The sequence below is a fragment of the Georhizobium sp. MAB10 genome, assembly GCF_045012825.1.
GTDB classification, from domain to species: domain Bacteria; phylum Pseudomonadota; class Alphaproteobacteria; order Rhizobiales; family Rhizobiaceae; genus Georhizobium; species Georhizobium profundi.
This window is the reverse complement of record NZ_CP118314.1, coordinates 3584185-3597300: the sequence shown is the minus strand read 5'-3', so window position 1 is coordinate 3597300 and position 13116 is coordinate 3584185. Positions and strand designations below refer to the sequence as shown.

Annotated in this window: 14 protein-coding genes; 10 read left to right on the top strand and 4 right to left on the bottom strand. The window is 63.4% G+C overall.

The window, feature by feature from the left end; genetic code table 11:
- Positions 1-5: 5 nt before the first annotated feature.
- From PU133_RS17230 to PU133_RS17220, 3 genes are read left to right on the top strand one after another with little or no spacing between them, the layout of a single operon-like run.
- The gene (locus tag PU133_RS17230; RefSeq protein ID WP_404862685.1) at positions 6-1328 is read left to right on the top strand and encodes an amidase; all 1323 of its coding nucleotides are present in this window, start codon (positions 6-8) and stop codon (positions 1326-1328) included.
- Between the two features lie 25 nt (positions 1329-1353).
- Positions 1354-1512, top strand: coding sequence for a hypothetical protein (locus PU133_RS17225; protein ID WP_164527952.1), 159 nt, complete (start codon positions 1354-1356; stop codon positions 1510-1512).
- Positions 1509-2471, top strand: a complete 963-nt coding sequence (locus PU133_RS17220) for a 2-hydroxyacid dehydrogenase (protein ID WP_404862684.1) — start codon at positions 1509-1511, stop codon at positions 2469-2471. Before PU133_RS17225 ends, PU133_RS17220 begins: the two co-directional genes overlap by 4 nt.
- Positions 2472-2666: 195 nt before the next feature.
- Here PU133_RS17220 and PU133_RS17215 read toward each other — a convergent pair whose 3' ends face one another.
- The 3 genes from PU133_RS17215 to PU133_RS17205 all read right to left on the bottom strand — a co-directional run bounded on the left by PU133_RS17215 (position 2667) and on the right by PU133_RS17205 (position 5362).
- Positions 2667-3842 carry an acetyl-CoA C-acyltransferase gene (locus PU133_RS17215; RefSeq protein ID WP_404862683.1) on the bottom strand — a complete coding sequence of 392 codons (1176 nt, stop codon included), beginning with the start codon at positions 3840-3842 and terminating at the stop codon, positions 2667-2669.
- Between the two features lie 93 nt (positions 3843-3935).
- On the bottom strand, positions 3936-4913 hold the full coding sequence (locus PU133_RS17210; RefSeq protein ID WP_404862682.1) for an NAD(P)/FAD-dependent oxidoreductase: 978 nt from the start codon (positions 4911-4913) through the stop codon (positions 3936-3938).
- Positions 4910-5362 carry a DUF3429 domain-containing protein gene (locus PU133_RS17205; RefSeq protein ID WP_404862681.1) on the bottom strand — a complete coding sequence of 151 codons (453 nt, stop codon included), beginning with the start codon at positions 5360-5362 and terminating at the stop codon, positions 4910-4912. The genes PU133_RS17210 and PU133_RS17205 overlap by 4 nt, the downstream gene beginning before the upstream one ends.
- A 182-nt stretch (positions 5363-5544) precedes the next feature.
- Here PU133_RS17205 and PU133_RS17200 point away from each other — a divergent pair, with 182 nt between their 5' ends.
- Positions 5545-6192, top strand: a complete 648-nt coding sequence (locus tag PU133_RS17200; protein ID WP_404862680.1) for a BA14K family protein — start codon at positions 5545-5547, stop codon at positions 6190-6192.
- Positions 6193-6229: 37 nt separating this feature from the next.
- Here the strand turns inward: PU133_RS17200 and PU133_RS17195 are convergent, their stop codons facing one another.
- Positions 6230-7180 carry a LysR family transcriptional regulator gene (locus PU133_RS17195; RefSeq protein WP_404862679.1) on the bottom strand — a complete coding sequence of 317 codons (951 nt, stop codon included), beginning with the start codon at positions 7178-7180 and terminating at the stop codon, positions 6230-6232.
- Positions 7181-7284: 104 nt separating this feature from the next.
- Between PU133_RS17195 and PU133_RS17190 the strand changes: the two genes are divergently transcribed.
- From PU133_RS17190 to PU133_RS17165, 6 genes are read left to right on the top strand one after another with little or no spacing between them, the layout of a single operon-like run.
- Positions 7285-8355 (top strand): maleylacetate reductase, encoded by a 1071-nt coding sequence (locus PU133_RS17190; protein ID WP_404862678.1) that lies wholly within the window; start codon positions 7285-7287, stop codon positions 8353-8355.
- Between the two features lie 44 nt (positions 8356-8399).
- Positions 8400-9674 carry an ABC transporter substrate-binding protein gene (locus PU133_RS17185; protein ID WP_404862677.1) on the top strand — a complete coding sequence of 425 codons (1275 nt, stop codon included), beginning with the start codon at positions 8400-8402 and terminating at the stop codon, positions 9672-9674.
- Positions 9675-9727: 53 nt separating this feature from the next.
- Positions 9728-10447 carry an ABC transporter ATP-binding protein gene (locus tag PU133_RS17180; protein WP_404862676.1) on the top strand — a complete coding sequence of 240 codons (720 nt, stop codon included), beginning with the start codon at positions 9728-9730 and terminating at the stop codon, positions 10445-10447.
- Positions 10447-11157 (top strand): ABC transporter ATP-binding protein, encoded by a 711-nt coding sequence (locus PU133_RS17175; protein WP_404862675.1) that lies wholly within the window; start codon positions 10447-10449, stop codon positions 11155-11157. The genes PU133_RS17180 and PU133_RS17175 overlap by 1 nt, the downstream gene beginning before the upstream one ends.
- Positions 11154-12017 (top strand): branched-chain amino acid ABC transporter permease, encoded by an 864-nt coding sequence (locus tag PU133_RS17170; RefSeq protein ID WP_404862674.1) that lies wholly within the window; start codon positions 11154-11156, stop codon positions 12015-12017. The genes PU133_RS17175 and PU133_RS17170 overlap by 4 nt, the downstream gene beginning before the upstream one ends.
- A gap of 10 nt (positions 12018-12027) precedes the next feature.
- Positions 12028-13116 carry a branched-chain amino acid ABC transporter permease gene (locus PU133_RS17165; RefSeq protein ID WP_404862673.1) on the top strand — a complete coding sequence of 363 codons (1089 nt, stop codon included), beginning with the start codon at positions 12028-12030 and terminating at the stop codon, positions 13114-13116.

The window sequence follows — 13116 nt, the reverse complement described above, 5'->3', positions numbered from 1 at the left end:
TTGCTTTGGGAGCAGTTGCCCTGCGAGATCGGCTGGCAAGCGGAGCTCTGCGGGCCGTCGATCTGGCTTCTGCCTGCCTCGAAATAATTGCGGCGCGTGAGCCGGAGGTTCAGGCTTGGGCCTGGCTCGACTCCGATTACGTCTTGAAGCAAGCCGAAGCTCTCGATCTGAAGCGAAAACAAGGGCGTCCCATCGGGCCGCTTCACGGCTTGCCGGTTGGCCTGAAGGACATCATCGACACGGCCAAGATCCCTACGGAAAACGGCACGGCGCTTGATCGTGGGCGGGTTCCGCGGGAGGATGCCTTCATCGTCGCGCGCCTGAAGCAGGCGGGCGCCGTCATCATGGGCAAGACGGTCACGACCGAACTTGCCTTCCTGAACTCTGCCAAGACGACCAACCCGCACAATTCGGAACACACGCCCGGCGGTTCGTCATCCGGATCCGCCGCAGCCGTTGCCGCCAACATGATTCCGCTGTCGGTCGGTACGCAAACCGGTGGCTCGATCATCCGGCCCGGCTCCTATTGCGGCGTCACCGCGTTCAAGCCGACTTTCGGCATGGTGCCGCGTACCGGCGTCCTGCGGTCTGCACCAACGCTCGATACAATCGGAGTTTACGGCCATTCGGTCGAAGATGCCGCCTTGCTCGCCGATGTGCTGGCGGGTCACGATCCTCTCGATCCTGCGACAAGCCCGATCCCTTCGCCGCGCCTTTACGAGACAGCCAGTGCCAAGCCGCCACTAAAGCCGGTCTTCGCCTTCGTCCGGCCGTTTGGCTGGGATCAGGCTGAGCCGGAAATGCAGGAGGCGGTGCTCGAGCTTGTCGAGTTCCTGGGCGAGCAGTGTTTTGAAGTCGCGCTCCCGAGGGCATTCGAAGAAGCGCTCCAGCAACACCGCACGATCTACGCCGCCGAAATGGCCAAATGGTATTACCCCTATGAAAAGCGCGGTGGGGATGACCTTCCGGCTTCCGTGAAGACGCTGATGAGCGAGGGCAAATCGCTGCCAGCGCGCGACTACATCGCCGCGCTCGATTGGACAGCGCTGTTGAACGGTGCGCTCGGCGAAATCTTCGAACGGTGCGACGCCATGATCATGCCGGCGGCCACTGGCCCCGCGCCGAAGGGCTTTGAAACGACGGGAAGTCCGATTTTCAACAGCGTGTGGACGCTTTGCGGCACACCTGCGGTCAGCATACCGATCTTTGCCGCCGGCAACGGCCTACCGATGGGCCTGCAACTGGTTGGACCACGCGATGGAGACGGCAGGCTGCTCAGGACCGCGCGCTGGCTTGTCGAGCACGTCAAACAGGCGGATGCTGCCTGATGTCGAAGAAAAGGGAAAGAAGTTCATGAGCAAGCTGGTGGCACTCATAGCGATCGTCGCGCTTTGCGCCTTTCTGGGCATCTTGCTGTTTGAAGTGCCGCGTCTGGATCTCGGTATTCTCATCGTCTTCACCTTGATTTTGGCCGTCTACGATTTCTTCAAGCCTTCCAATCGCGCCCGGTGAGCAAGCCATCGCTCATCATCACGCGGCGGTTGACCGATGCCGTGCTCGAACGTGCCGCGCGTGACTACGACGTTAAGCTCAACGCGGACGACCACGTCTTCTCGCGCGAGGAACTGCTCGAGCATTGCCAGAGCGTGGACGCGGTGCTGCCCTGCCATTCGGAACGGTTCGATGCCGATGTGCTGGCGCAACTGCCCGATCGCCTGAAGATCATCGCGAACCATTCCGTCGGGACCGATCACGTCGACCTGAAGGCAGCGAAGACGCGCGGAATCGTCGTCACGAACACGCCCGACGTGTTGTCAGACGCAACGGCGGAGATCGCGATGCTGTGCATGCTGGGAGCCGCGCGGCGTGGCGCGGAAGGCAACCGCATGGTGCGTGAAGGCAAATGGAATTTCTGGTCGCCGGCTTTCATGGTGGGGCGTCAGGTCACCGGCAAGCGTTTTGCCGTGCTCGGCATGGGGCGCGTGGGGCAGGTGGCTGCCGAGCGCGCCCGTGGCTTCGGCATGGAGATCCACTACCACAATCGCCGCCGGCTGCCAGCCGAGCTGGAAAAGGGAGCGATCTTCCACGACAGCGTGGAATCGTTGCTGGCCGTGGCCGACGTGCTTTCGCTGCATTGCCCGACGACGCCTGAAAGCATCGATCTGATCAACGCTGAACGGTTGGCACTGCTGCCGGACGGCGCGATCCTGGTCAATACGGCACGTGGCGCGCTGGTCGATGAGCGCGCGCTCGTCGAGGCGCTGAAATCAGGTAAATTGTTCGCGGCCGGACTGGACGTTTTCAAGGACGAACCGGGCGGCAACCCCGAGATTGCGGCCTTGGACAACGTGTTCCTGCTGCCTCATATCGGCTCGGCGACATTCGAGACGCGTGATGCGATGGGCTATCGTGCGCTGGATAATCTCGATGCATTTTTTGCGGGAAGGGAGCCGACAGATCGCGTCACTTGACGTTTCCTGCCGGCTCGACCCTCAGCAAAGACGCCCCCAGCCTCTCTGCCCAGCCCCCAAGCTGATGAGCAACAATGTTGCTGGATCGGGCTCAAATGCAATGGGTTTGAACCCATGCGGACGCGATTTGCTTCAAAAGCTGCAAAGCTGCAACATGCGGCGTGCGCCCGTTTAGCTGGCAGTAACCATGATCGATCAGGAAACGCGCTCTACCGCGATTGCCGTTGCCTCGCCGCCGCCGATGCAGAGCGTCGCCACGCCCTTTTTTAGATCGTGGGTCTGGAGGGCGGCCAGCAAGGTGACGAGAATGCGCGCACCGGACGCGCCGATCGGGTGCCCAAGAGCGCAGGCGCCGCCATGGATGTTGACCTTCTCGTGTGGGAGGTCGAGCTCGTGAATCGCTGCTAAGGCGACTACGGCGAAGGCTTCGTTGATCTCGTAGAGATCGACATCGCCGGTCTGCCAGCCGATCTTGTCGAGCAGCGATTGCACGGCGCCGACGGGTGCTGTCGTGAACCATTGAGGCTGGCGTGCGTGGCCCGCGTGGCCGACGATGACCGCAAGCGGCGCGATGCCACGCTTCTCTGCCTCGGTCTGCCTCATCAAGACGAGCGCCGCGCCACCATCCGAAATCGAGGATGAATTGGCAGCGGTTACGGTTCCATCGCTGCGGAAGGCCGGCTTGAGCGACGGGATCTTGTCGGGTCGGGCCTTGCCGGGCTGCTCGTCGACCTCAACGCTGCCCGCTTTCGTCTCGACCGGCACGATCTCGCCGTCGAAGCGCCCGGCCAGGATGGCAGCCTGCGCCCGTTCCAGCGACGCGAGCGCGTAGTCGTCCTGTGCCTTGCGGGTGAACTGATAGTGCTCCGCCGTATCCTCGGCGAAGGTCCCCATCAGCCGGCCCTTGTCATAGGCATCTTCCAGGCCGTCCAGAAACATGTGGTCGACCATGCGGCCATGCCCGAGCCGGTAGCCGCTGCGCGCCTTGTCGAGCAGGTAGGGCGCGTTCGACATGCTCTCCATGCCGCCCGCGACCACGATGTTCGCGCTTCCGGCGACAACCAGATCGTGCCCGAGCATCACGCTTTTCATGCCGGACCCACAGACCTTGCTGATCGTGGTTGCCGGCGTGCTTTCCGGAAGTCCAGCGCCGATCGCCGCCTGGCGCGCCGGCGCCTGGCCGACGCCGGCTGACAGAACGTTGCCCATCAGCACCTCGTCGATGTCCGCAGGCTCCAGGCCTGCACGTTCGACGGCCGCACGGATGGCAGTCGCGCCGAGCGCCGGTGCGGCAACTCTTGCAAGCTCACCCTGGAAGCCACCCATCGGCGTGCGTGCCAGTGAAACGATCACGATCGGATCTGCAGTCATGTCTTCTCCCAGCATGGGCTACCCATTGGCTGCGAAGATAGACGCGGCGGCGCCGAGTGACCAGATGGCCTGGCGGGGGCCAATCGTTGATGGTCAGGCGGCCTTGATCCGCTCGGCGAGCGCCAAGGCCGAGAGGCAGATGTCCTCGATCCGGTTCGTCGCCGTCCAGTCACCGGTGGCTGCCAAGCCTTGCGTGGTATTGAGCCATGGACCGCTGCGCTGCCGCGTTTCGGTGAAGGCGGCACCCCAACGATGCGCCTTCAGAAGCGCCGGCTCCAAAAGATCGAAGGGCAGCGAAGCCTTGAGAGCCGCATAGAGCAGCGGCGCAAGATTGGGGGCGGCGATGTCGACGTGGTACCGCGACCAGTCGCTTTTCGTCTGGGCTACGAGCGTGGTGACCGAACGGTCTCGGCCGGGCTTGGTGCTGTCGACGGACAACCAGTCGAGCGGGCCATGGATGATGCGCGCTGCGATCCAGTCCTCAGTCCATGGTTGGTCGAAGGCCACCATCAAGGCATGGCATGGTCGCATGGCGACGTCCGTCATGAAAGGCGCGTCCTTGCCTGCTGCCGGGAAAAGCATGCGGGCGTGGCGGGCAACGGAAGCCGAGACCACGAGGTCGAAGTCGCCGAGCGCTGTTCCCTCCATATCGACAAGGGTGTGAGGACCACTCTTCGAGGTGATCGGCGCGACATCGACGCCGCTTTTGAGGTCGACACCATCGGCCAGCGCCTTGGCGATGGCATTCATGCCCGGCACTGCAACATAGTGAGGTTCGTTCGACTGGCGCGGTCCGAGCACCTTGCCGTGGGAAACCGTCACCAGTGGTCCTCGCCACTCATCGACCAGATTGCGGTGACGCAGCCGCTCGAGCCAGTCGGCGAATGCCCGGGTTCGAACGGTGAAGGACTGCGCCCCATGGTCGAATGCGTATTTGTCTTCCCGCCGCGTCGACATCCTACCGCCGGCACCGCGTCCTTTTTCGAAGACGGTAATGTCGAAATGCTCCTTGAGGGCATGGGCGAGCGTCAGCCCGCCGATGCCGGCACCAACGATGGCGATGCGTTTCATGCAGTCACTCCAAGCAGAATGCAGGCCGTGGCGACGGCAGCGGTAATGGCGACGCGAAGCCGGAAGAACCAGGAAGGCAATATGCCGTCGCGGTAAAGCAGCCGGTCGATCAGAAGCAGGGTGATGAAGACGGCTGACAGGATAATGAAGCCCAGCCCGGGCGCGGCGAGGGCTCCGATCCACGCCAGCAACGCCGTGACATTGCTGGCCACGAGCAGCGACGGTGCCATGCGCGGCGTAGCGAACAGCGCCGCGCCCCAGTGGATGCCCGAAACGAATGATGCGATGACCGCACCGTAAATCTGCACCGTCATCAGCCATGCGCTGTTGCCGATCAGCACATCCAAGAGTCCCCCCGCAAAAGGCAACCCGCCGGCAGCCGTCAGCCCGACAGCGACGAGGCGGCTTTGATAGTCATGGAAAGGAGGGTTGACTGAACCTGTCTGCATGGCCGCATTACGCTGCGAGGTGCCAGGCCGATCAGTCGGTTGATCGAATTTCCACCGTCACCGTGCAAAGAGCCGGATTGCGCCCTACAGCAGCGCACTTTGCCTGATCGAAAATTGGTGCAGAAATTTCGGAACGGACCCGCTTGGCGTGCATTCACCAGAAAACTGATGGGGAATGCGCCATGAAAAATCTACTCGCGATACTCGGAGGATTTACTGTTTCGCTCGGCATGTTTGTTGGTGGTCTCGCCGTCGCAACCTATTTCCTCGCAGTTGATCCAGTTGCCGAACCTGCCCGTGCGGGTGACGTTGCAGAAATCTGGGCCATAGAGCCGCGTCGCGTCGACACAGCTTCTCAGGATTACGAGCGGATAGGCGACCCGGTTGCGGCTCCCGACGAAATAATGATGGCAATGGCCAGCACCGGCACGATGACGGATGCCAATGCACCGGGGCTCGATAGCAGCAGTTCCGACGGAAACTTGGAAGTGGCGAGCCTTTCGGGCGACGTCGAGCTTGAGCAATCCGAGCCGACCGCACTGCCCGCTGCACACGTTGCCTGGTGCGCCAATCGCTACCGCTCCTATCGCGAAGAAACGAACACCTACCGGCCGTATAGCGGTGGTGAGCAGACATGCGTATCGCCCTATGCCGAGGAGCATGTCGGCGACCGATCCGGCGACGCGGCTGTTCAATCGGCAAGCGTCTCAGGGATGGCCGGTGGTCTGAGTGCAAGCCACATCCGCGATTGCCAGAGCCGCTACCGTTCCTATCGCGTCTCCGACAATTCCTATCAGCCCTATGGTGGCGGCCCGCGCCGTCAGTGCTGATGCAGAGGTTGACGGGCCGGCCGTAAAGCTCGGACCGTCAACTTCGCCAGAGCGAATTCTGCTCCTGCTGCATGATCAGCTGGGCAAGGTTTCGAAACTCGCTTTCGACGAAACGCGTGAAGCGCCGAATTGGAGGCCGCACCTCCATATCGCCGTTCGTCAGTATCCCAAGGCTGCGTTCCGGATGTCCGATCCGCACAGACAGTGCAGCCAACATTTTTTGCCGACGTGCCATGAACACCACGGAATAAGGCAGGACGGTTAGAACGTCCGACTGCGAGAGGATGTTGGTGATCGATGCCAACGACCCACCCGAAAATGAAATCTTGAAATCCGTGACGCCGATCTCGCCCAGCACATGGCGCATGTCTTGGTAAAGCGGGCTCGACGCGGGCGGGGCGATCCACGCATAGGGAGCAATGTCGGTCAAGCGCAACGGCCGCTTCATCAGCAGCGGATGGTTGATGCCGCAGGCGATGACATTGCGGCCCGGCAGGACCGGCTGGAATGAAAATCCGGCAGGAATTGCGGCGGGGTTCAGTGGACAGACGGCGAGATCCAACGTGCCGGCATCGAGCTGAGACATCAGCTCGGCTGCATAGGCATAGGATTGCTCGATCCGCACCTGCGGCGATGCGCGCTGGAATTCTGCAATGATTGATGACACCACCCCATCCATGAAGACGGGCGTTCCTCCAATGCGCACGATGCCGCGGTGCCCGGCCTTGTAGGTGCCGACGATGGCGGATGCGGTTTTGCCCGCCCCGCCGATCTTGCGGCCCTCGACGGCAAGTGCCTGGCAGAGTTCGGTTGGTACGAGCGGCCGGCGTCCCTTTTCGAAGAGCGGCGCACCGATGCGCTGTTCCAGCATCGCGACGGTGCGCGAGACGCTGGGTTGGGTGCGCCCAAGCGCTGTTGCGCCCTCGGTCAGGCCGCCCTGATCGACAATGGCAGCGATGATTTCGAGATGACGAGGGTCAAGTTTCATAGCAAGGAGTTATGTTATGTACCGGCAAACTGATCAAGCTGGTATGTAGTTTACGCTAATGTCTTCTCATGTGCTGGTTGGAGGACCGGCGCAGGAGGATCAGAATGCATTTCCAGCCAGAATTCGCTTTCGAGGGCCAGCCGGTGCGCGTGCGCTTTGCGCCGGGTGTCCGTCGGTGCACGGGTGAGGAAATCGCTCGTCTTGGCTGCTCGCGCGCACTGGTGCTCTCGACTCCGCCGCAGGCGGATGCGGCCATGGAGATGGCGCAGGAAATCGGCGATGCGGCGGTCGGCGTCTTCACCAAAGCGGCCATGCACACGCCGGTCGCGATCACCGAAGAAGCCGTGCAGCACGCACGTGAGGTACGCGCGGATTGCATCGTGGCGATCGGCGGCGGCTCGACGACCGGTCTCGGCAAAGCGATCGCACTGCGCACCGACCTGCCGCAGATCGTGATCCCCACCACCTATGCTGGTTCCGAGGTCACGGCGATCTTGGGCCAGACGGAAAAGGGCGAGAAGACCACCATCATCGATCCCAAGGTGCGGCCTGAAGTCGTGCTTTACGATGCCGAGCTGGTGCGCAGCCTGCCCGTTGCGATGACGGTGACGAGCGCGCTCAATGCGATGGCCCATGCTGTCGAAGGTCTCTATGCGCAAAACCGCAACCCGGTCTCGACGCTGATGGCGATCGAAGGGCTCGAAGCCTTCGCGGCGTCGCTGCCCGACGTCATGCGCAACCCGCACGATCTCGAAGCGCGCGGGGCGACGCTTTACGGCGCCTGGCTCTGCGGCACCGTGCTCGGCCAGGTCGGCATGGCGCTGCATCACAAGCTTTGCCACACGCTTGGCGGTTCGTTCGATCTCCCGCACGCCGAAACGCACGCCGTCGTGCTGGCCCACGCGATTGGCTTCAACGCGCGCGCCGCGGGTAGCGAGCTTGAACCCGTGTCGCGCATCTTCGGCGGCGATAGACCGGGGCAGGCGCTCTATGATTTTGCCAAGTCGCTCGGTGCACCGCTTGGCCTGCGCGAGATTGGCATGAAGGAGGTCGATCTCCCGCGCGCCGCTGATCTCGCTGCGGCCAAGCCCTACTGGAACCCGCAGCCCGTGAGCCGCGACGAGATCTTGAAATTGCTGGAGGCTGCCTGGGCAGGAGACCCGCCTGCTTTCTGACCGAACATCTTTGGCAAGTCATTTTTGGGAGGAGAACCAAAACCATGATTACGCGTCGCACATTGTTGAAGGCCTCGGCCACGACCGGTCTTCTTGCCGCTGCAAGCAGCTTTCCCATGCCCGCAATCGCGCAGGGAGCGCGCATCAAGCTCGGCTATGTGAGCCCGCAGACCGGCCCGCTTGCCGCTTTTGCCGAGGCTGACAATTTCATCCTCGCGAACTTCGCAGAAAGCGCGGCCGCCGCTGATTTCGAGATCATCGTACGCGACTCGCAGTCGAACCCGAACCGCGCGGCGGAAGTCGCCCAGGAACTGATTATCTCCGATGAGGTCGACCTGATGCTGGTTGCCTCCACGCCGGAAACGACGAACCCGGTGACGACCACGGCTGAAGCAGAAGGCATCCCGGTCATCTCGACCGTCGCGCCCTGGCAGCCCTGGTTCATCGGCCAGCAGGGCAATCCCGGCGCGCCGGACAGCTGGCGACCTTTCGACTACGGCTTCCACTTTTTCTGGGGTCTGGAAGACGTCATTTCCGTCTTCACCGCCATGTGGAACCAGCTTGAAACCAACAAGGCCGTTGGCGGCCTGTTCCCGAACGACGGTGACGGCAATGCCTGGGGCGATGCGCAGAACGGATTCCCGCCGGTGCTGGCAAGCCAAGGCTTCACCCTCATCGATCCGGGCCGCTACCAGAATTTGACGGACGATTTCTCCGCGCAGATCAACGCGTTCCGGCAGGGCAATGTCGAGATCGTCACCGGCGTGCCGATCCCACCGGATTTCACGACCTTCTGGACGCAGGCGCGCCAGCAGGGCTTCAACCCGAAGGCGGCCTCGATCGGCAAGGCGATCCTCTTCCCGCAGGCCGTAGAAGCGCTGGGCGATGCCGGTCACAATCTGTCCTCGGAAGTCTGGTGGTCGCCGAACCATCCGTTCAAGTCCTCGCTGAACGGCCTGTCCGCAGGTGAGGTCGCGGCCGCCTATACGGAAGCGACCAGCCGCCAGTGGACCCAGCCGATCGGCTTCGTCCATGCGCTCCTGGAACTTGCCGTCGACGCGATGGGCCGGACGAGCGATGTCACCGATCGCGATGCGGTAGCCGAGGCCATCGCCGCATCCGACCTGCAGACGATCGTTGGCCGTATTGCTTTCGATGGCGCGGGCCTGCCGCCCTTTGCCCAGGCGAACGTATCGAAGACGCCACTCGTCGGTGGTCAGTGGCGCCTGCGCGATGGTGGCGGTTACGACCTCGTCATCGTCGACAACACAGGCCAGACCGACATTCCGACCGCCGGCACGATGGAAGCGATCGGCTGAATTGCAGATGCCCGGACGCATCGTGCGTCCGGGCATCAGGCCGGAAAGGCATCATGGCACTCATCTCGCTCGACAGGGTCAATCGAAGCTTCGGCGCGCTCACCGTTGCCGACGGCGTCACCTTCGACGTCGCGGAAGGCGAAGCCTTGGGCATTATCGGGCCGAATGGCGCGGGCAAGTCCACGCTCTTCAACCTGATTGCCGGCAACATCGCGCCCGACAGCGGCACGATCCGCTTCCTGGGCGAAGATGTTACGAAGACGCCGGCCATGCGCCGCTGCATCGCCGGCATGGGCCGCTCCTTCCAGATTCCGCAGCCCTTTTCCAAGCTGACGGTGTTCGAAAACCTGCTGGTCGCCGGTGCCTTCGGGCGCAACCGGTCGGAGGCCGACGTAGCGCAGGATTGCGCCGAGGTGCTGCGCAAGACGGGCCTGCTCGCCAAGGCCAACACCGTTGCGGGCTCGCTCTCGCTTCTGGAGCGCAAGCGTCTTGAGCTCGCCCGCGCGCTCGCGACCGATCCGAAGCTCCTTCTCCTCGACGAGATCGCTGGCGGCCTGACGGAAGGCGAATGCGGTGAGCTCGTGGAGACGATCAAGGCGATCCACGCGCAGGGCGTCACCATCATCTGGATCGAGCACGTGCTCCATGCGCTGAATTCGGTCGTGGAGCGCCTGCTGGTGCTGCATTTCGGCAAGGTCATCGGCATCGGCAAGCCGGAGGCGATCATGGCGTCGGCCGAAGTGCGCGAAATCTATCTGGGGATCGAGGTCTGATGGCACTTCTCTCCACCCACGGTCTCACCGCCCATTACGGCCAGTTCCAGGCGCTTTTCGGAGTCGATATCGAACTGGGGGAGGGCGAGTGCGTCGCCATCATCGGCGCGAACGGCGCCGGCAAGACGACGCTTATGCGCTCCATCTCCGGCGTCCTGCGCAACGCACCGGCCTCCGTGCGCCTGCGCGGCGAGGAGATCGGCGCGCTGCCGGCCGACGAAGTGATGAAACGCGGCATCTCCATGGTGCCGGAGGGCAGGCGGCTATTCCCCTCCTTGAGCGTTGAGGAAAACCTCCTCATCGGCGGCCAGGTTCGCAAGGGCTCCGGCTACTGGACGCTGGAACGCATCTACGCGCTCTTCCCGATCCTCGCCGAGCGCCGTCGCAATCCCGGCACGGCGCTGTCTGGTGGCCAGCAGCAGATGGTCGCGATCGGGCGCGCGCTGATGGCCAACCCGGACGTGCTTCTTTGCGACGAGATTTCGCTTGGGCTGGCTCCGGTCGTGATCAAGGACATCTACAAGGCCGTGCCGCTCATCCGTGAAACCGGTGCCTCGATGATCGTCGTCGAGCAGGATATCGGCCAGGCGCTGAAAGTTGCTGACCGCGTCTATTGCATGATGGAAGGCCGGGTGACGTTGTCCGGCCGCCCCGAGGAGCTGACGCGTGAGGCGATCCACGCCGCCTATTTCGGGGTGCAGCACGCATGAACTGGCTCGACACCATCGTGCAAGGCGTACTGCTGGGCGGACTTTATGCGCTCTTCGCTGCGGGCCTCAGCCTTGTTTTCGGCATCATGCGACTGGTCAATCTCGCCCATGGCGATCTGATCGTGCTGGCCGCTTATCTCATTCTCGTCATCGTCTCGGTGCTCGGCATCTCTCCGTTTCTTGCGGTCGCCATCGCGCTGCCGCTGATGTTCGCGATCGGTTACGTGCTGCAGCGCGTGGTGCTGAACCGCGTGCTCGGCGAGGACATCCTGCCGCCGCTGCTCGTCACCTTCGGCATCTCGGTCGTGCTCCAGAACGCGATGCAGGAGGCTTTCTCGGCCGACACGCGCCGGCTGCCGCCGGGCGACATCGGCACCGCCTCGCTGCAGGTCGCCGGCCTCAACATCGGCGTGATGCCGCTCCTAACCTTCGCCTCGGCGGTCCTGGTGATCGTCGTCCTCAACCAGATATTTTACCGCACCGCGCTCGGCCGCGCCTTCCGCGCGACGTCGGACGATGCGACGACGGCAAGCCTCATGGGCATCCGCCCGTCGCGCATCTTCGCGCAGGCGACCGGCATCGCTCTGGTCATCGTCACGATCGCCGCGCTCTATCTCGGCATGCGGGCGAACTTCGATCCATCGATCGGGCCGGCGCGCCTCATCTACGCCTTCGAGGCCGTCATCATCGGGGGGCTCGGCTCGCTCTGGGGTACGCTGGCGGGCGGCGTCATCATCGGCGTCGCGCAGACGATGGGTGCGGCGATCAATCCGGAATGGCAGATCCTGGCAGGCCACGTCGCCTTCCTGCTGGTGCTGCTCGTCAAGCCGCGCGGGCTTTTCCCGCGGGCGGTGGACTGAGAGCCGCGCCATGACCATGCACGCAATCCGGGCCTATACAGTCGAAACCCGCACCCGCGCTTCCACCATCGCTCTCGTCGTCGCGGTGCTGATCGTTGCCGTCGCCATCGTGCTTCCAGCCTTTGCCTCGCGCCGTCTTGTGCAGGAACTGTTCTTCATCCTGACCATGCTGACGCTCGCGCAGTTCTGGAACCTGCTCGCCGGCTATGGCGGGCTGGTCTCGATCGGCCAGCAGGCCTTCGTCGGCATCGGCGCCTATGCGCTTTTCGGCTCCGTCATTCTCGGCGCGGTCGATCCGCTGACGGCCATCCTGATCGGCGGCATTGCGGCGCTCGTGCTCGCCGTGCCGTTCGCCTTTTTCGCCTTCCGCCTGAACGGAGCCTATTTCGCGATCGGCACCTGGGTGCTGGCCGAAGTCGTCCGGCTTCTGGTCGCGCAATGGCGTGCCGTCGGCGGTGGCACCGGTACGTCTTTGCCACGCGAGGCAACCTCGGCGATCCCCTTCACCGGCGCGATCGCCACGCTCTTCGACGTGCGCGAGCCGGCGGCGCGCGACATCCTCGCCTATTGGCTGGCGCTCACCCTCGCGATCGCCGCCATCGGTGGCATCTACTGGCTGCTCCGCACCAAGCGCGGCCTCGCGCTCGCCGCCATCCGCGACAATTCCGAAGCGGCGCGCTCCGTCGGTGTCGATGCCGCGCCGATTAAGTGGTTCGTGTTCCTGGCAGCCGCCTTCGGCACGGGCCTCACCGGCGCGCTGATCTACCTGCAGAAGGCGCGTATTTCGCCGGACGCCGCGTTTTCGGTCAATGACTGGACGGCCTACGTCATCTTCATCGTCGTTATCGGCGGCATCGGCACGATCGAGGGCCCGATCATCGGCGTCATCGTCTTCTTCCTGCTCCAGTCGATGCTTGCCCAGTACGGCACCTGGTACCTGATCGCGCTCGGCACCATCGGCATCGTCGTGATGCTGTTTGCGCCCCGCGGCCTATGGGGCCTGATCAGTGATCGCACCGGCTTGCAGCTCTTTCCCATCCGCCGGCGCCTCGTCGTCGGCGACGCATTCAAGCAACCATCTGCCTCCAGGGAGGAATAG